Annotated in this window: 13 protein-coding genes; 7 read left to right on the forward strand and 6 right to left on the reverse strand. The window is 68.0% G+C overall.

Annotated features, from left to right (window positions below):
* The first annotated feature begins 3 nt into the window (after positions 1 to 3).
* The 5 genes from B3E91_RS10175 to B3E91_RS10195 all read left to right on the forward strand — a co-directional run bounded on the left by B3E91_RS10175 (position 4) and on the right by B3E91_RS10195 (position 6,144).
* Positions 4 to 2,268, forward strand: coding sequence for a heavy metal translocating P-type ATPase (locus tag B3E91_RS10175; protein ID WP_414708235.1), 2,265 nt, complete (start codon positions 4 to 6; stop codon positions 2,266 to 2,268).
* A 113-nt stretch (positions 2,269 to 2,381) separates the two neighbouring features.
* Positions 2,382 to 3,509, forward strand: a complete 1,128-nt coding sequence (locus B3E91_RS10180; RefSeq protein ID WP_287029318.1) for a DUF3182 family protein — start codon at positions 2,382 to 2,384, stop codon at positions 3,507 to 3,509.
* Positions 3,496 to 4,266 carry an alpha/beta hydrolase family protein gene (locus B3E91_RS10185; RefSeq protein ID WP_273233900.1) on the forward strand — a complete coding sequence of 257 codons (771 nt, stop codon included), beginning with the start codon at positions 3,496 to 3,498 and terminating at the stop codon, positions 4,264 to 4,266. Before B3E91_RS10180 ends, B3E91_RS10185 begins: the two co-directional genes overlap by 14 nt.
* A 120-nt stretch (positions 4,267 to 4,386) precedes the next feature.
* Entirely contained in the window at positions 4,387 to 5,571 is a 1,185-nt protein-coding gene (gene cfaB, locus B3E91_RS10190; protein ID WP_287029319.1) for a C17 cyclopropane fatty acid synthase CfaB, read from the forward strand.
* 75 nt (positions 5,572 to 5,646) lie between these two features.
* A complete protein-coding gene (locus tag B3E91_RS10195; RefSeq protein ID WP_287029320.1) occupies positions 5,647 to 6,144 on the forward strand; it encodes a GNAT family N-acetyltransferase in 498 nt (165 codons plus the stop codon).
* A 6-nt stretch (positions 6,145 to 6,150) separates the two neighbouring features.
* Here B3E91_RS10195 and B3E91_RS10200 read toward each other — a convergent pair whose 3' ends face one another.
* Complete coding sequence (locus B3E91_RS10200; protein ID WP_287029321.1) at positions 6,151 to 8,124, reverse strand: AAA family ATPase; 1,974 nt, start codon at positions 8,122 to 8,124, stop codon at positions 6,151 to 6,153.
* Positions 8,125 to 8,386: 262 nt separating this feature from the next.
* Positions 8,387 to 8,779 carry a glutamine synthetase gene (locus tag B3E91_RS10205; protein ID WP_287029347.1) on the reverse strand — a complete coding sequence of 131 codons (393 nt, stop codon included), beginning with the start codon at positions 8,777 to 8,779 and terminating at the stop codon, positions 8,387 to 8,389.
* Between the two features lie 118 nt (positions 8,780 to 8,897).
* Here B3E91_RS10205 and zigA point away from each other — a divergent pair, with 118 nt between their 5' ends.
* Complete coding sequence (gene zigA, locus B3E91_RS10210) at positions 8,898 to 10,100, forward strand: zinc metallochaperone GTPase ZigA (RefSeq protein ID WP_287029323.1); 1,203 nt, start codon at positions 8,898 to 8,900, stop codon at positions 10,098 to 10,100.
* A 9-nt stretch (positions 10,101 to 10,109) separates the two neighbouring features.
* Here zigA and B3E91_RS10215 read toward each other — a convergent pair whose 3' ends face one another.
* Entirely contained in the window at positions 10,110 to 10,469 is a 360-nt protein-coding gene (locus tag B3E91_RS10215; protein WP_287029324.1) for an NADH:ubiquinone oxidoreductase, read from the reverse strand.
* Positions 10,470 to 10,569: 100 nt separating this feature from the next.
* Here B3E91_RS10215 and B3E91_RS10220 point away from each other — a divergent pair, with 100 nt between their 5' ends.
* The gene (locus B3E91_RS10220) at positions 10,570 to 11,556 is read left to right on the forward strand and encodes a CobW family GTP-binding protein (protein ID WP_287029325.1); all 987 of its coding nucleotides are present in this window, start codon (positions 10,570 to 10,572) and stop codon (positions 11,554 to 11,556) included.
* 575 nt (positions 11,557 to 12,131) lie between these two features.
* On the opposite strand, the gene B3E91_RS10225 is transcribed toward B3E91_RS10220, so the two are convergent.
* The 3 genes from B3E91_RS10225 to B3E91_RS10235 all read right to left on the reverse strand — a co-directional run bounded on the left by B3E91_RS10225 (position 12,132) and on the right by B3E91_RS10235 (position 16,738).
* Positions 12,132 to 13,442 carry an MFS transporter gene (locus B3E91_RS10225; RefSeq protein WP_273233907.1) on the reverse strand — a complete coding sequence of 437 codons (1,311 nt, stop codon included), beginning with the start codon at positions 13,440 to 13,442 and terminating at the stop codon, positions 12,132 to 12,134.
* Positions 13,443 to 13,679: 237 nt separating this feature from the next.
* The gene (locus B3E91_RS10230) at positions 13,680 to 15,017 is read right to left on the reverse strand and encodes a sigma-54-dependent transcriptional regulator (RefSeq protein ID WP_287029326.1); all 1,338 of its coding nucleotides are present in this window, start codon (positions 15,015 to 15,017) and stop codon (positions 13,680 to 13,682) included.
* The gene (locus B3E91_RS10235; protein WP_414708236.1) at positions 15,002 to 16,738 is read right to left on the reverse strand and encodes a sensor histidine kinase; all 1,737 of its coding nucleotides are present in this window, start codon (positions 16,736 to 16,738) and stop codon (positions 15,002 to 15,004) included. The genes B3E91_RS10230 and B3E91_RS10235 overlap by 16 nt, the downstream gene beginning before the upstream one ends.
* Positions 16,739 to 16,823: the final 85 nt, after the last annotated feature.

Raw genomic sequence — 16,823 nt, forward strand, 5'->3', positions numbered from 1 at the left:
CAGATGGATTGCCCGACCGAGGAAAGCCTGATCCGCGGGCGCCTCGGCAAGTTGCCCGAGGTGCAGCGCCTGGAGTTCAACCTGCTCAAGCGCGTACTCGGCGTGTGGCACACGGCACTGCCGGAAGCGACGATCCGCGACGCGATCGCCGAGCTGGGCATGCGCGCCGAACCGTTGGCGGCGACCACCACGCGGATCGCCATCGCGCAGATGGACTGTCCGACCGAGGAGCGCCTGATCACCGACAAGCTCGGCGGCATGCCCGGCATCACGGCGTTGCAGTTCAACCTGATGCAGCGCGTACTCACCCTAGGCCACGAACCGGAGGCGCTGCAGCCGGCGCTGCAGGCGATTCGCGAGCTGGGCTTCACGCCGCAGGTGGCCACGACGGGCGAACCGGCGCCGCAGGTGGCGCCGGCAAGTGGAAAGGGCATCAAGCTGGCGCTGGCCGGTGTCGCCGCGATTGCCGCCGAAGTGCTGCATTTCGCCGACCTGGCGCCCGAATGGCTGGTGGCGCTGATCGCCCTGGCCGCCGTGTTGCTCAGCGGAGTGGAGGTCTACAAGAAGGGCTGGATCGCGCTGAAGAACCGCAACCTCAACATCAACGCGCTGATGAGCATCGCGGTGACCGGAGCGATCCTCATCGGCCAGTGGCCCGAGGCGGCGATGGTGATGTTCCTCTTCGCCGTTGCCGAGCTGATCGAGGCGGAGTCCCTCGATCGCGCGCGCAATGCCATTGGCGGGCTGCTCGAACTGGCGCCGGAAACGGCGACGGTACGCCAGCCCGACGGCACCTGGCAGAGCACGCCGGTGGCCGAGGTGGCGCTGGGCAGCCAGGTGCGCGTTCGTCCTGGCGAACGCATCGGCCTGGATGGCGAAGTCCTCGTCGGCCAGTCCAGCGTGAACCAGGCGTCGATCACCGGCGAGAGCCTGCCGGTGGAGAAGGCCGTCGGTGACGCGCTGTTCGCCGGCACTCTGAATGGCGATGGCGCGCTGGAGTACCGGGTCACCGCCGAGCCGAGCAACAGCACGCTGGCGCGGATCATCCAGGCCGTCGAGCAGGCCCAGGGCATGCGCGCGCCGACGCAGCGTTTCGTCGACCGCTTCTCGCGCCTCTACACCCCGGCGGTGGTGCTGCTATCGCTGGCGGTGGCGTTGCTGCCGCCGCTGTTCGACGGCCAGTGGCTGGAATGGATCTACCGTGCGCTGGTGCTGCTGGTGGTCGCCTGCCCCTGCGCGCTGGTGATTTCCACCCCGGTGAGCATCGTCAGCGGGCTCGCCGCGGCGGCGCGCAAGGGCATCCTGATCAAGGGCGGCGCCTACCTGGAGAACGGTCGCCACCTCAGCCACCTGGCGTTGGACAAGACAGGCACGCTGACCTACGGCAAGCCGCAGCTGACCGATCAGCATCTGCTGGTGGATGCCGATCCGGTGACCGTCGTCGGTCTCGCGCTGAGCCTGGCGGCACGTTCGGACCATCCGGTGTCGCAGGCCATCGCCCGGCATGGCGAGAACCAGCCGCTGCGGGACGTCGAGGAATTCGCCGCGCTGGCCGGGCGCGGGGTGCGCGGGCGCATCGACGGGCAACTGCTGCACCTGGGCAATCACCGCCTGGTGGAAGAGCTGGGGCTGTGTTCGGCCGAGCTGGAAGCGCGCCTCGACGTGCTGGAGCGCGAGGGCAAGAGCGTGGTGCTGCTGTGCGACGAGCAGCGTCCGCTGGCGCTGTTCGCCGTGGCCGATACGCTCAAGCCGAGCAGCCGCGAGGCGATCCGCGAGCTGCACGCATTGGGCGTCAGCACCCTGATGCTCAGCGGCGACAACGCCCATACCGCGGCCGCCATCGGGCGCCAGGCCGGCATCGACGAGGCTCGCGGCGAGCTGTTGCCGAGCGACAAGCTGGCGGCCATCGAGGCGCTGCTGGGCAAATCCGGCAGCGTCGGCATGGTCGGCGACGGGATCAACGACGCACCGGCGCTGGCGCGCGCCGACATCGGCTTCGCCATGGCGGCGATCGGCAGCGACACCGCCATCGAGACCGCCGACGTGGCGATCATGGACGACGACCTGCGCAAGATTCCGGCATTCGTGCGCCTGTCGCGGCAGACCGCGGCCGTGCTCAAGCAGAACATCGCACTGGCGCTGGGAATCAAGGCGGTGTTCCTGCTGGTCACCCTGACCGGCCACGCGACCTTGTGGATGGCGGTGTTTGCCGACATGGGCGTCAGCCTGCTGGTGGTGCTGAACGGCATGCGGCTGCTGCGCAAATAGCGGCTGACGGACGAACGGTCGATAGATCGCGACCTGTCCGGGTCTACCGGGTAAGTGGTTCCGTGCGTCCCGCCACGTTGGCAGCGGGACGATCCAGCCCGGGGAGCGATGCGATGACAGCTCGAAACACCTCCCATACTGCCCATGCGGCCGTCGCCCTCTATCCGAATCGCGCACACGAGGCCCAGCACGAGCGGGTCTCGCTGGGCGAACTGGCGCGGCGCATCGCCGGCCTTCAAGGGCTGCCCTATTACGGCGAGTTCAACCCCGAGCAGGCGCTTGCCGAGTCGCTGTATCTGGTCCCCAGCGGGACCCTGATCGGCCTCGAGGAGGCTCGCGCGCTCGGTGTCGCCAACGAGCAGGACCTGTTCGGCGGCGTGGTTCCACTGCCCTTCGTGGCAACCAAGGCGATCAGTCACGGGCTGGTGGGCGCGGGCGCACAGGCACCGCAGGGTTGGCCGGAAACCTTCGCCGCGCAGGCCGGGGATGCGCTGCTCGACGGCTTCACCGCGTTCGACCTGGGCGATGCCCGCGAGGCCGGACAGCGGCTGCTGCGGCAGGGGCGCATGCGGGTCAAGCCGGTACGCGCCACCGCCGGACGTGGACAGTGGCTGGTCGAGGATGCCGACGCGCTGGAGCAGGCGCTCGCTGCCCAGGACGTCGACGAAGTGAATGCCTTCGGCCTGGTGCTGGAGCAGCATCTGGACGAGGTGCTGACCTACAGCGTCGGCCAGGTACGCATCGGTGAACTGCTGGCGACCTATCACGGCCGCCAGCGGCTCACCGAGGACAACGCCGGCGAGACGGTCTATGGCGGCTCCGACCTGGTCGTGGTGCGCGGCGATTTCGACGCCCTGCTGCGACTGGATCTGCCCGACCCCGTGCGCCTGGCGGTGAGCCAGAGCCAGCGCTACGACGCCGCGGCGAGCGCCTGCTTCCCCGCGCTGATCGCGTCGCGGCGCAACTATGACGTCGCCCAGGGCCGCGACGCGCACGGCCGGCAGCGCTCCGGCGTGCTGGAGCAGTCCTGGCGCATCGGCGGTGCCAGCAGCGCGGAAATCGCCGCGCTGGAAACCTTTCATGCCGACCCGACCGTGACCCGCGTGCGGGCGTCTTCGCTGGAGTTCTTCGGCGAAGCCCGTCAGCCGCCGACGCATGCCTCGGTGCTGTTTCGCGGTCTCGATCCGGAAATCGGCTTCATGACCAAATGCGTGACGGTGGAGGCGTATGAAGGCACGTAGCGAAACACTCGACATCGAAGTGGAAGTCGCCGGCGAACAGATCGCCGGTACGTTCCTGGTTCCCCGCTCGAAAATCCCCGGCGTGCTGTTCGTCCACGGCTGGGGCGGCAGCCAGGCGCGCGACATCGCGCGCGCGCGCGGCATCGCCGGGCTGGGTTGTGTGTGCCTGACCTTCGACCTGCGCGGTCATGCGCAAACCCGCGAGCAGCAGGAGACGGTTTCCCGCGAGGACAATCTCAGCGACATCCTCGCCGCCTATGACCGCCTCGCCGCGCACCCGGGCATCGACACCTCGGCGATCGCCGTGGTCGGCACCAGCTACGGCGGCTACCTGGCGGCCATTCTCACCACCCTGCGGCCGGTGCGCTGGCTGGCGCTGCGAGTGCCGGCGCTTTACCGCGACGAGGACTGGACGCTGCCCAAACGCAGCCTGGACCGCGTCGACCTCGCCCAGTACCGGCGCACCCGCGTGCTGCCCAGCGAGAACCGTGCGCTGGCCGCCTGCGCGGCCTTCACCGGCGACGTGCTGATCGTCGAGTCCGAGCACGATGATTTCGTCCCCCACGAGACGATCATGAATTACCGCGCGGCCTTCCAGAAAACCCACTCGCTGACCCACCGCATCATCGACGGCGCCGACCACGCGCTCAGCGGCGAGACCTGCCAGCAGGCCTATACCTCCGTGCTGACCGGCTGGGCGACCGAGATGGTCATCGGCGCGCGCGTCGGCGGGGCGATGCCGGGCGAATACTCCTGATCGAAATCCGCGCCGCGATTTTCCTGCGTAGGAGGAAAGGTTTCGTCTATCGGGTAGATAGCATGACACCTATCGAATAGGGGCTTATCGTAGTCCTGCCTGTTGCAGGAGGACTTCCTCATGTTCGCGCCGCTCATGACAGCCTTGCGTGACTTGCACCTTCCGGTGCAGTTGCGCCTCTGGGACGGTAGCCACGTCGTCCTGGGCCCCAGCCCTGTGGTCACGTTGGTGGTGAATGACCCGGCGCTGGTCGGCCAGCTCGCCAGGCCCAGCCTGGACCTGCTGGGCAGCAGTTATGTCGAAGGCCGCCTCGGGCTGGAGGGGCCGATACTCGAAGTCATCCGTATCGCCGACAGCCTGTGCCGGGCCCTGATCGGTGAAGATACGGGCACTGCACCGAGTCGCCAGGCCCATGACAAGGCCACCGATGCGGCGGCGATCTCCTATCACTACGACCTTTCCAACGACTTCTACCGACTCTGGCTGGACCAGGACATGGTCTATTCCTGCGCCTATTTCGAAACCGGCGGGGAAGACCTCGACCAGGCGCAGCAGGCCAAGCTGCGCCACCTGTGTCGCAAGCTGCGCCTGCAGCCCGGCGACCGACTGCTGGACGTCGGCTGCGGATGGGGCGGGCTGGCGCGTTTCGCCGCGCGGGAGTTCGGTGCCGAGGTGTTCGGCATCACGCTCAGCCGCGCCCAGCTGGAGCTGGCGCGCCAGCGCGTGGCCGACGACGGCCTTGCCGGGCAGGTGCAACTGGAACTGATGGATTATCGCGAGTTGCCGCAGGACGGCCGTTTCGACAAGGTGGTCAGCGTCGGCATGTTCGAGCACGTCGGTCACGCCAACCTGCCGCTGTATTGCCGCACGCTGTTCAACGCGGTGCGTCCGGGCGGGCTGGTGATGAACCACGGCATCACCGCGCGCCACACCGACGGACGCCCGGTCGGCCACGGCGCCGGCGATTTCATCGGGCGCTATGTGTTTCCCCACGGAGAGCTGCCGCACCTGGCGATGATCAGTGCGCAGATCAGCGATGCCGGGCTGGAAATCGTCGATGTGGAAAGCCTGCGCCGGCACTACGCGCGTACCCTGGAGCTGTGGAGCGGAAGGCTGGAGGCGCGGCTGGAGCAGGCCAGGGCGCTGGTTCCGGAGGAGGCGCTGCGCATCTGGCGGCTCTACCTGGCCGGCTGCGCCTATGGCTTCGGGCGCAACTGGATCAACCTGCACCAGATCCTCGCGGTAAAGCCGCGGGAAGACGGCTCCCACGAGCTGCCCTGGTCCCGCGCCGACCTGTATGCCTGAAAGGGCGTGGGTGGGTTTTACTTCGCCGTCGAGCTAGGTACCTTGGCCGTCCTCGGAAAAAGGGAAGCCTCGGCCATGAGCGAATTGATCACCTACTACCTGGAAATGAACCAGTCGCAGGCGTTGCGCGCCAAGCCGCTGCCGGCCGGGTTGAGTGTCGTCGAATGCGAGCAGCCGCAGTTCGCCCTGAACCGCTTTCTCTACCAGTTGGTCGGCGGTCCCTGGGAATGGACCGACAAGCTGTCATGGAGCGACGCGCAATGGCGTGAACTGGTGGAAAACCCCGCGCACCGCACCTGGGTGGCTTACCAGCGCGGCGCCATCGCCGGCTATTACGAGCTGTATCGCCCGGATGAGCGCAACGTCGAGATTCTCTATTTCGGCCTGGCGCCGGAATTCTCCGGCCAGGGGCTGGGCGGGCCTCTGCTGTCCCACGCGGTCGCCTCGGGCTGGAACTGGCCGGGGACTGAGCGCATCTGGCTGCACACCTGCAGCCTGGATCACCCGGCCGCGCTGGCCAACTACAAGGCGCGCGGCTTCGAGCTGTATCACCAGATCGCGTCGGCGGAGTGACGCCGCTCAGGCCATGCCGGGACCTTCTTCGTCCGGCTCGGCCGGCGCTGCGCCAAGCTTGAACGGCTGCTCCTGGTCGTAGGCGCTCAGGGCGACACGTTCCAGGCCGCCGTGGGCACGCTGGCGCAGCGGCTTCAGTGCCATCTCCAGGTCGTGCACCGGCAACCGGGCGATGGCCTCCACCACGGCTTCACCCGGCACGCTTTCCTCGTCCAGCAGGCGCTGGCTGATTTCGTCCAGGGCCGGCTTCATCCGCTGCAGCAGGGCGAAGCATTCACGGTTGAGCTGCTGCAGCAGGGCATCGGCCGAGTGCAGCGTTTCGCTGCTGTCGAATTCGATGTGCGCCTCGCGCACCGCCTGCAGGCTGAGCAGCGAGCCGGCTGGGCCCATGCCCAGCGCGCCGACCATCGACAGCGCCAGCTTCGAGGCTTCCTGCAGGTCCTGCCCGGCACCGGACGAGACTTCGTGGAAATACAGCTGCTCGGCGTTACGTCCGGCGAGCAGCATCTGGATGCGTCCGCGCAGTTCGGATTCCAGGTGCAGGCGCTTGTCTTCCAGCGGCGTCACCAGCGTCACGCCGAGGGCCTGGCCGCGCGGCAGGATGGTGACTTTCTCCACCCGGCCGGTGTTCAGCGCGGCGGCGACCAGCGCGTGGCCGGCCTCGTGCACGGCGATGCGCGTGCGCTCGGCGTCGGAGAGCGGGGTGACGCCGTCCGGTTTGGCGCCGATGCGGCTGATTTCGATGGCCTCCACCATGTGCTCCATCTCGACCCGCGCGGCGCGGTCGCGGGCGGCGAGCAGGGCTGCCTGGTTGACGATCGAGGCGATCGCCGCGGGGGTCAGGCCGACGCTGTTGCGTGCCAGCTGGGCGAAGTCGATGTCGGCGGCGCGGCGCAGCTTGCCGGCGTAGAGGCGGAACAGCGCGCCGCGGTCGGCCAGCGTCGGCAGGCCCACGGCGATCGAGCGGTCGAAACGCCCTTCACGCAGCAGCGCGGCGTCCAGCGAGTTGGGGAAGTTGGTCGCGCCCACCACCAGCACGCCTGAGCTGGCGTCGAAGCCGTCCATCTCGGTGAGGAAGCGGTTGATGATGCGGTTGCCCTCGGCGTCGCTGGAGCGAGTCTGCTCGGAGCGCTTGCCGATGCCGTCGATCTCGTCGATGAAGATGATGCACGGCGCCTGGCGCCGCGCGGCCTGAAACAGAGCCTTGACCTTCTGGATGCCGACGCCGAAATACATCGAGGAGAAGTCGCTGCCGGTGACCTGGATGAACGCTGCGTTGGCCTCGCTGGCCAGGGCCTTGGCCAGTTGCGTCTTGCCGGTGCCGGGCTCGCCGGTCAGCAGCACGCCGCGTGGCGGCCGCGCACCCAGTTCGACGAACGCGCTGGGGTCGCGCAGGTAGGCGGTAACGTCGGTCAGTGCCTGCTTGGCTTCGTGGGCGCCGATCACGTCGTCGAAGCCGACCCCGGTACTTTTGCGCAGGACCGCATACGGGCGCATTTTCACCGCCAGCGCTGCCAGCAGGAGCAACGCGAGCACGCCGAACGGCGCATAGGGCAGTGCGCCGGCATACCAGGGCGCCTCGCCATCGGTGCGGAACAGGCTGAGCGGGAAGAGTTCGCCACTGCCGTCGGCGTAGCGCTGCAGCAGCAGGTCGGCGATACGGCCGGACTGGTCCGGCAACCAGTAGCGAGCGCCGTCCTTGGTGCTGATGTAGACCGCGTCGCGATCCAGCGCGGCGCTAGCGATGCGTTTGTCGCGCAGGTCGGCGACCAGCGTGGACAGGTCGCGGCGGTTCTCCAGCCACGGCTGGGTCGATTCCTTCAGTTGCTCCAGCATCAACGCGGCCGCGCCGCTGGCGGCGGGCTTTGCTGCCTGCGGCCAGAATTGCCAGGCGGCGCCGGCGAGCAGCGCGACAGCCAGGAAAAGGCCCAGGAACGCGGCACGCCCGCGGCGGGTATTCAGCAAAGCAGGCTTCTTCATCGTGCTTCCAGGCGGGCGATGGCCCGACATCGATACGTCAAACGCCGGGAGAACCGGCTGCGGTGCTGCGGAAAATCCGCTGTGAGGTGCACGCGAAGGCGGCACAACAAGGCTATCGGCGATAAGTTCCCTGCCTTGACGTCAAAAGACCGCCTTCTGTCGGCTGGCCCTACGTGCCTCCCGGCAGAGGGCAAAACGCATGATTTTTCAAAGGGTTCCATGTGGAACATGCATGGATGCAGGCTTTCGGCTCATCGAGAGCCTATTGGCAACCGACCAGGCGATTACAGGTTACCGAGCCACGGGTGCCGCTCGACGAGGAAAGCCGGCTGACGTCGTTCCAGCCGAGCCGGCGGCTGGAGCCGATCCAGATCTCGCCATCGCTGGCGATGCCGCTGAAGAAGGTCAGCCGGCCGTAGCGGCTGCTGGTCTGGCGCCAATGGCGGCCGCTCAGGCTGTCGTAGCCACGCAGATAGGTATCCGAGCCGACTTTCGCCACCGCATAGGCATTGCCCAGGCGGTCTTCGCAGACCAGCAGATTGGCGCTGCGCAGACAATCTGTCTTCGGCAGCGGCAACAGCAGGCGTGCCTGTGCCGGTCCGCAGGCGAGCAGGGCGAGGACGAAACTGCAGCGGATCAGCGAAAGCGATTTCATCGACACGGGCGATTTTCCAGTCGTCTTTAAATGTTATGGTATAACAAAAAGAGCCGCCCTGAGCGAAACCGGAAGCGGCGGCAAAAACACCTACGTGATGCCCGATGAGGTAACCCGCATGACCCACCGTCTTCCCGTCACCGTGCTGTCCGGCTTCCTCGGCGCCGGCAAGAGTACCGTGCTCAACCATGTGCTGAGAAACCGCGAAAACCTGCGTGTGGCGGTGATCGTCAACGACATGAGCGAGATAAACATCGACGGCAGCGAAGTGCAGCGCGACGTCGTCCTCAACCGCGCCGAGGAAAAGCTCGTCGAGATGAGCAACGGCTGCATCTGCTGCACGCTGCGCGAGGACCTGCTGGAGGAAGTCAGCCGGCTGGCCCGTGAAGGCCTTTTCGATTACCTGCTGATCGAGTCCACCGGGATCGCCGAGCCGCTGCCGGTGGCGGAAACCTTCACCTTCCGCGACGAGCAGGGGCAGAGCCTGGCCGACCTGGCGCGCCTCGACACGCTGGTCACGGTGGTCGACGGGGTGAATTTCCTCCTCGATCTGCATGCCGCCGACAGCCTCGCCAGCCGCGGTGAAAGCCTGGGCGAGGACGACGAACGTTCGATCACCGACCTGCTGATCGATCAGGTGGAGTTCGCCGACGTCATCCTGATCAGCAAGATCGACCTAATCGCCTCGGCCGAGCGCGAGGAGCTGATGGCGATCCTGCGCCGGCTCAATACCCATGCCGAGATCCTGCCAATGAGCATGGGTGCGGTGCCGCTGGAGAAGATTCTCGACACCGGCCGCTTCGACTTCGAGCGCGCTGCCCAGGCGCCCGGCTGGCTGAAGGAAATGCGCGGCGAGCACATTCCCGAAACCGAGGAATACGGCATCGCCTCCGGCGCCTACCGCGCGCGGCGGCCGTTTCATCCGCAACGGTTCTTCGCCTTGCTCAACCGCGAATGGACCAATGGCCGCCTGCTGCGCTCCAAGGGCTTCTTCTGGCTGGCGAGCAAGCCGCAGGAGGCCGGCAGCTGGTCGCAGGCCGGCGGGCTGATGCGTTATGGCTACGCCGGGCGCTGGTGGCACTTCGTGCCGAAGAACCAGTGGCCGGATGACGACGAAGGGGTGCGCACGATCATGCGCCACTGGAGCGCGGACAGCGGCGATTGCCGCCAGGAACTGGTGTTCATCGGGCAGAACATCGACTTCGACCGGCTCACCGCCGAGCTCGACGCCTGCCTGCTCAGCGAGGCGGAAATGGCCCTCGGCGCGGAGGCCTGGTTGCAGCTTCCCGACCCCTTCGGGCCCTGGACGGAGGCCGCCTAGCGGTGTCGTTCAGTCCGCCTTCGGGGTAATCCACTGACCCTGGCTCTGGCCCTCGCAGGCCGGTTTGAGGAAGCGCGCATCGCTGGCCACGCCGTAGTAGTGGATGTCTTCGAGGTAGGGCATGTTGGAGGTGCGCGCGCCGCTGCACACGCCGAAGGCGCCGCTCGGGCACTGCTCGACGAAACTCACGTCGACCTTCTGATCCTTGAGTTGCGGCTCGCAGTAGCCGCTGCGGAACAGGCCGCTGGGAATGCTGCGGTTCTGCTGGCAGATCTTCACTTCGACGTGCTCGTCCTGGCTGTGCACCACGCAGGCCTCGGCGAACGCCAGACCAGGCAACAGCAGCAGGCTCAAGAGTAGGGCGCGCATCGGCATCTCCCATGGAAGGCCGGCGACTTTAGCACGCCGAATCGGCGTCGTTGAGCGCACGGGGCTTCACCGATGGCGAACGAAACCGCACCATGTGCAGATGCTGAAGAACATCCCGACCCATCTCATCGCCGGCCCGTTGGGCGCCGGCAAGACCAGCCTGATCCGCCACCTGCTGGCGCAGAAGCCGGCGGCCGAGCGCTGGGCGGTGCTGATCAACGAGTTTGGCCTAATCGGGCTCGATGCCGCGCTGCTCAGTACCGACGCCGACGGTGTCAGCTTCGCCGAGGTCGCCGGCGGCTGCCTGTGCTGCGTCAATGGCGCGCCCTTCCAGGTCGGCCTGGGCCGGCTGCTGCGCAAGGCACGGCCCGACCGGCTGTTCATCGAGCCGTCCGGGCTCGGTCATCCCGCCGAGCTGCTTCGCCAACTGAACGAGCCGCCGTGGGTCGGCGTGCTGGCGGTTCATCCGCTGGTGATGGTGCTCGACGCCGCCGCGCTGGCGGCCGGCCAGAAGCTACCGGACAGCCAGCGCGGCGCGCTGGGCGAGGCCGGCCTGTTGTTGCTGAACAAGGCGGAAGACCTCGACGAGGCCACGCGCGCCAGGGTGCTCGCCGGATTGCCCGCGCGGCCCTGGCACTGGACCCGGAATGGCGAGCTGGCCCTGGCCGATCTGCCCGGCCACGCGGCCACCGGCGAGACCGGCGGTGACGTCGCCGCGCTGCCGGATGGCGCCTCCACGCCCGCGGCGCTCTGGCGTGATCCCACGCAGGCGATCCGCCAGGCGCAGGAGCAGGCGGACGGCTGGAGCATCGGCTGGCGCTGGCACCCAAGCCAGTGTTTCGAGCTGTCGCGGCTGCAGCAGTGGCTGACGGCGCTGCCCTGGCGGCGCGCCAAGCTGGTGGTGCGCAGCGACGCCGGCTGGCTGTCGGGCAATGCGCTGGACGGCGAGGCCCTGCACTGGCGCGACAGCGAGTGGCGCCGCGATTCGCGGATCGAGCTGATCTTCACCAAGGCGCAGGATGTCGAGGCGCTGTCGGTGGGGCTGGAGGCGTGTCGCTTGCCGGATGACAGGGCGGTGGTGGGCTGAAGCCCACCCAGTGGTGGTCTGACAAACAACACACTCCCGCTACGTAGGGTGCGCAATGCGCACCATGGGTCCCGGCGCGGTGGTTGCGGTGCGCGCGGCGCACCCTACGGGGCGGGCGAGCGGTGCATTCGCGGTGGCCGGGCAAACAACACCTTCCTGATCGGTGCCCTGTAGGGTGCGCCATGCGCACCATGGGTCCCGGCGCAGTGGTTGTGGTGCGCGCGGCGCACCCTACGGGGGGGGCGAGCGGCGCATTCGCGGTGGCCGGGCAAACAACACCTTCCTGATCGTTACGCTGCGTAGGGTGCGCCATGCGCACCATCGGTCCCGGCGCAGTGGTTGTGGTGCGCGCGGCGCACCCTACGGGCCGAGCGAGCGGTGCATTCCAATCCCCCCGACCGGTGACAGTGCCCTGCGTAGGGTGCGCCATGCGCACCAAGGGGCCCGGCGCGGTGGATGCGGGGCGGGCGAACGGTTTATTCGACGGCACTACGAACGAAAAACGGGCCCTTTCGGGCCCGTCGTCGGGAATAAAACGGCCACGGGTTAACGCGGCCAGAGCCAGTACGGCTCAGTCAATCCTTGTCCATCTGCGAATGGGTGCGGGTGTCCTTCATGAACACGTAGACCAGCAGCGAGCAGGCGATGCAGCCGGTCACGTACCAGTAGAAACCGCTTTCCAGGCCGATGCTCTTGAACCACAGCGCGACGTACTCGGCGGTGCCGCCGAAGATCGACACGGTCAGCGCATACGGCAGGCCGACGCCGAGGGCGCGGATCTGGGTGGGGAACAGCTCGGCCTTCACCACGGCGTTGATCGAGGTGTAGCCGCTAACGATGATCAGCGCCGCCATGATCAGGAAGAACGCGCCCCACCAGGTCTGGATGGTGTGCAGGGTGGTGAGGATCGGCACCGTGCACAGCGTGCCCAGCACACCGAAGGCGATCAGGATCGGGCGCCGTCCGATCTTGTCGGAAAGCGCGCCGACCAGCGGCTGCAGCAGCATGAACAGGAACAGCGTGGCGGCGGAGATCATCGTCGAGTCGGTCTTGCTCATGCCGACGGTGTTCACCAGGTATTTCTGCATGTAGGTGGTGTAGGTGTAGAACGCCAGCGTACCGCCCATGGTCAGGCCGACCACGGTGAACACCGCCTTGGGATGACGCATCAGCGTGCGCATCAGGCTTTCGGCCGGCTTGTCCTTCTTCTTGGTGAAGGAGTCGGTCTCTTCCATCCCGCGACGCAGGAACATGGCGACCACCGCGCACAGCGCGCCGATCAGGAACGGCACGCGCCAGCCCCAGCTTTCCAGCTGCTCGACGGTCAGGGTCTGCTGCAGGACGATCAGCACCGCCAGGGCGATGAGCTGGCCGGAGATCAGCGTGACGTACTGGAAGCTGGAGAAGAAGCCACGGCTTTCCTTGGTCGCCGTCTCGCTCAGGTAGGTCGCCGAGGTGCCGTACTCGCCGCCGACCGAGAGGCCCTGCAGCAGGCGCGCGACCACCAGCAGCACCGGCGCGGCGACGCCGATGGTTTCGTAGCTCGGGGTCAGCGCGATCATCAGCGAGCCGAAGCACATCAGCAGCACCGAGGCCAGCAGCGCAGCCTTGCGGCCCTTGCGGTCGGCGTAGATGCCCATCAGCCAACCGCCGATGGGACGCATGATGAAGCCGACGGCGAAGATCGCCGCGGTGTTCAGCAACTGCGCGGTCTGGTCGCCCTGGGGGAAGAAGGATTTGGCGAAGTACAGCGAGAAGGCGGCGTAGACGTACCAGTCGTACCACTCGACCAGATTGCCCACCGAGCCGCTGAAAATCGATTTGATGCGTTGCGAGGTGCTGCGGGGTTCTGCGTTGGAAGCAGACAGCGTGCTGGAGCTATCCATCGTTATTCCTCTGATGTTGTTGTTTTTGGGCGCCGCCTCGGCCGCGCGAGTGCCGACAGTGCATAGCAGATGCTGTGCCAGCGGCTGGAAGGCCCGATTCAGAGGGGTTGCGTGGATTTTTCGGGGAGTTGGTGCGCGGAATTCTGCCGACTGCCGCGGCTGGATAAGCGGAAATTCGCCTATCCCTGGTGTAACGGGCTATCGGTGCGCACGGCGCACCCTGCGGCGCCGATCATCTCATTCCTCGTCACGCAGGAATTCACCGCGGGCCAGGCCGTGGCGCTGCATCTTCTCGTTGAGCGTGCGTCGCGGCAGTTGCAGCAGGTTCATCGCCGTCTTGATCTCGCCCCCGCTGCGCGCCAGCGCCAGGCGCAGGCACTGCGCCTCGTAGGCTTCCATCAGCTCGGCCAGCGAAGGCTCGCCGGCGGTGGCCGGCAGCGGGCTTTCGTCGAGGCCGAGCACATGCCGTTCGGCGGCGTTGGCCAGTTCGCGCACGTTGCCCGGCCAGTCGTGGCTGAGCAGTTGCGCCAGGTGCAGCGGCGTCGGCGCGGTGGCCTCGCGACCGAGCCGGCTGGCCGCCTCGCGGGCGAAATGGGCGAACAGCAGGGCGACGTCCTCGCGCCGCTCGCGCAGCGCCGGCAAGTGCAGTTCGGCGACGTTGAGGCGGTAGAACAGGTCCTCGCGGAAGCGCCCGGCGCGCACTTCCTCGCGCAGGTCGGGCTTGGTCGCGGCGATCACCCGCAGGTCGATGGCGATGCTCTGGTTCGAGCCGAGCCGCTCCAGGCGTTGCTCCTGCAGCACGCGCAGCAGCTTGACCTGCTGCGCCAGCGGCATGCTCTCGATCTCGTCGAGAAACAGCGTGCCGCCGTCGGCGTGCTCCAGCTTGCCGACGCGCTTGCCCTGGGCGCCGGTGAAGGCGCCGCTTTCGTGGCCGAACAGCTCGGTCTCGAACAGGTGCTCGGGAATCGCCGCGCAGTTGAGGGCGACGAAGGGCTTCTGCGCGCGCGGGCCGAAGTCGTGCAGGCAACGCGCGACCATCTCCTTGCCGCTGCCGGTCTCGCCGCGCAGCAGCACGTTGACCGGCGTCTGCGCCAGCGCCAGCAGCTGCCGGCGCAGCGTGCGGATCGCCGGGGAAACGCCGAGCAGGCGCGACTCGAGCGCGTCGCCGTGCTCGACCTGGGCCCGCAGCCGGCGGTTTTCCTGCACCAGGCGGCGCTTCTCCAGCGCCCGTCCAAGGGTTTCCAGCAGGCGCTCGGGATCCACCGGTTTCTCGATGAAGTCGTAGGCGCCCAGGCGCATCGCCTCCACCGCCTGTGGCACGTCGCCGTGGCCGGTGACCATGATCAGCGGCAGCTCGGCGTCCATCGCGCGCACCGCCTGCAGCAGCGCCATGCCGTCCATGCCGGGCATGCGCAGGTCGCTGATCAGCACGCCGGCGAAGTCCGCGTCCAGGCTCGCCAGGCAGTCCCGGGCGTTGTCGAACAGGGTCACGGCGTAGCCGGACAGCTGCAGCCATTCACCGACCGCCTGGCGGATCACCGCCTCGTCATCGACCAGGATCACCGGTCCGCGCATGCTGTTTCCTCCGGGGTGTGGACCGGCAGGCGCAGGCTGAACAGCGCGCCGTCGGCCAGGTTGGTGGCGCTCAACTGGCCGCCGAGTTCGCCGACGATGGCGGCGGATACGGCCAGGCCGATGCCCAGCCCGGCGCCGGCCGGTTTGGTGGTGAAGAAGGCGTCGAAGACCTTGCTCAGGTGTTCCTCGGCGATGCCGCCGCCATTGTCGGCGACTTCCAGCAGCCAGTGTTCGCCATCGCGTTGCAGGCTCAGGCGGATGCGCGGCTCGACCTTGCCGGTGACCGCGTCCAGCGCGTTGCTCAGCAGGTTGACCAGCACCTGCTCGATGCGGATCGCATCGCCGCTCACCCAGGCCGGGCGCTGTACGCGCTGCTCGATGTGCACCTGCGCCTGCCGCAGGTTCGGCGCCAGCAGCTGCACCGCCTTGTCCAGCACGCCGCCCAGCTCGAGGCGCTCGCGGTTGCCACCGGGGCTCCGGCGCGCGTAGGTCTTCAGGTGGCTGGTCAGTGCGCTCATGCGCTGCAGCAGTTCGTCGTGGCGGGCGAGGGCGGCGCGCGCCTTCTCCAGCTGACCCTGGTCGAAGAGCAGGCGCAGGCTGGCCAACTGCATGCGCAGGGCGGTCAGTGGCTGGTTGATCTCGTGTGCCAGCGCGGCGGACATCTGCCCCAGCGCCGCCAGCTTGGCCGCCTGCACCAGGCCGTCCTGGGCGGTGCGCAGGTCGGCGGTGCGTTGTTCCACGAGGCGTTCCAGCTCCGCCCGGCTGCGCTGGCGCAGGCGCGCCAGGCGCCAGCGCTGGTGCAGGAACAGGCCGAGGAAGACCAGTGCCAGCCAGGCGCCGCCGGCGGCCAGGCTCGCATCGCGGGCGGCGTTGCCGCTCTGCGGTGCGCTGAGCAGGTGCAGCGTCCAGCCCTCGTTGGGCAGCGCCATCGATTCCCAGAGCAGGTCCTCGGCGCCGTCGGGGCCGGCCACGCGCCGCAGGTGGCTGTCCTCGCCCAGGGTGCGCAGCTCGCTGTAGCGAAGCGGCTGCAGCGGCTGCTTGTCGTACTGCCGGGTGGCCGCGAGCTCGGCGCGCTCGGCCTCGCCCAGCGGGCGCAGCTCGCGGTAACGCCAGGCCGCGCGGTTGGCGAGGAACACCACATCCTTGGCGTCGCTGGCGAGGATCAGGTCCGGGCGCGTGCTCCAGTCGGCCTCCAGATCGGGAAACTCCAGCTTGACCACGATCGCGCCGAGGAAACTGCCGTCGTCGTCGCGGATCGCCTGGGACATGAAGTAGCCGGGAATCCCGCTGACCACGCCCACCGCGTAGAAGCGCCCGCTGCCCTGGCGGCGGGTGTCGAAGAAGTACGGCCGGTAGCCGTAGTTGTGGCCGACGTAGCTGGTCGGCAGGCGCCAGTTGCTGGCGGCGACGGCCAGCCCGTCGCGGTCCATCAGTTCGAGGATCGCCGAGCGCGCGGCGCCGTTGATGGCCTCCAGCTTGAGGTTGAGCCGCTCGCGCAGCGCGCCTTCCACCGGGCCGCGCAGGGCCGTCTTCAGCTCCGGATCGAGCGCCAGCACCGCCGGCAGCGAGCGGTAGCGCTCGATCAGCGTCTGCAGGTTGCCGCCGATCAGGCTGAGCTGTTCGCGCGCCTGCACGCTCTGCTCGCGCAGGGCCTGGCGTTCGGCCTGGCGCCCGGCGAAATGCATCGCCAGCAGCAGGCCGGCGGCGAGCAGCAGGATCATCACGATGAGGCGCAGGGAACGGGGTGGCACGGGTGAACTCATGGTGTGGCCCGGCGAGCCGGGGAGGGAGCGGTCGAGGCAGGCC

The sequence above is a fragment of the Pseudomonas sp. UBA6310 genome, assembly GCF_002438225.1.
Classification (GTDB): Bacteria; Pseudomonadota; Gammaproteobacteria; order Pseudomonadales; family Pseudomonadaceae; genus Pseudomonas_O; species Pseudomonas_O kuykendallii.

Coding starts and splice junctions, on each gene's coding strand:
- B3E91_RS10175 (WP_414708235.1), top strand. CDS start 4: ATGGATTGCCCGACCGAGGAAAGCCTGATCCGCGGGCGCCTCGGCAAG.
- B3E91_RS10180 (WP_287029318.1), top strand. CDS start 2,382: ATGACAGCTCGAAACACCTCCCATACTGCCCATGCGGCCGTCGCCCTC.
- B3E91_RS10185 (WP_273233900.1), top strand. CDS start 3,496: ATGAAGGCACGTAGCGAAACACTCGACATCGAAGTGGAAGTCGCCGGC.
- cfaB (WP_287029319.1), top strand. CDS start 4,387: ATGTTCGCGCCGCTCATGACAGCCTTGCGTGACTTGCACCTTCCGGTG.
- B3E91_RS10195 (WP_287029320.1), top strand. CDS start 5,647: ATGAGCGAATTGATCACCTACTACCTGGAAATGAACCAGTCGCAGGCG.
- B3E91_RS10200 (WP_287029321.1), bottom strand. CDS start 8,124: ATGAAGAAGCCTGCTTTGCTGAATACCCGCCGCGGGCGTGCCGCGTTC.
- B3E91_RS10205 (WP_287029347.1), bottom strand. CDS start 8,779: ATGAAATCGCTTTCGCTGATCCGCTGCAGTTTCGTCCTCGCCCTGCTC.
- zigA (WP_287029323.1), top strand. CDS start 8,898: ATGACCCACCGTCTTCCCGTCACCGTGCTGTCCGGCTTCCTCGGCGCC.
- B3E91_RS10215 (WP_287029324.1), bottom strand. CDS start 10,469: ATGCGCGCCCTACTCTTGAGCCTGCTGCTGTTGCCTGGTCTGGCGTTC.
- B3E91_RS10220 (WP_287029325.1), top strand. CDS start 10,570: ATGCTGAAGAACATCCCGACCCATCTCATCGCCGGCCCGTTGGGCGCC.
- B3E91_RS10225 (WP_273233907.1), bottom strand. CDS start 13,442: ATGGATAGCTCCAGCACGCTGTCTGCTTCCAACGCAGAACCCCGCAGC.
- B3E91_RS10230 (WP_287029326.1), bottom strand. CDS start 15,017: ATGCGCGGACCGGTGATCCTGGTCGATGACGAGGCGGTGATCCGCCAG.
- B3E91_RS10235 (WP_414708236.1), bottom strand. CDS start 16,738: ATGATCCTGCTGCTCGCCGCCGGCCTGCTGCTGGCGATGCATTTCGCC.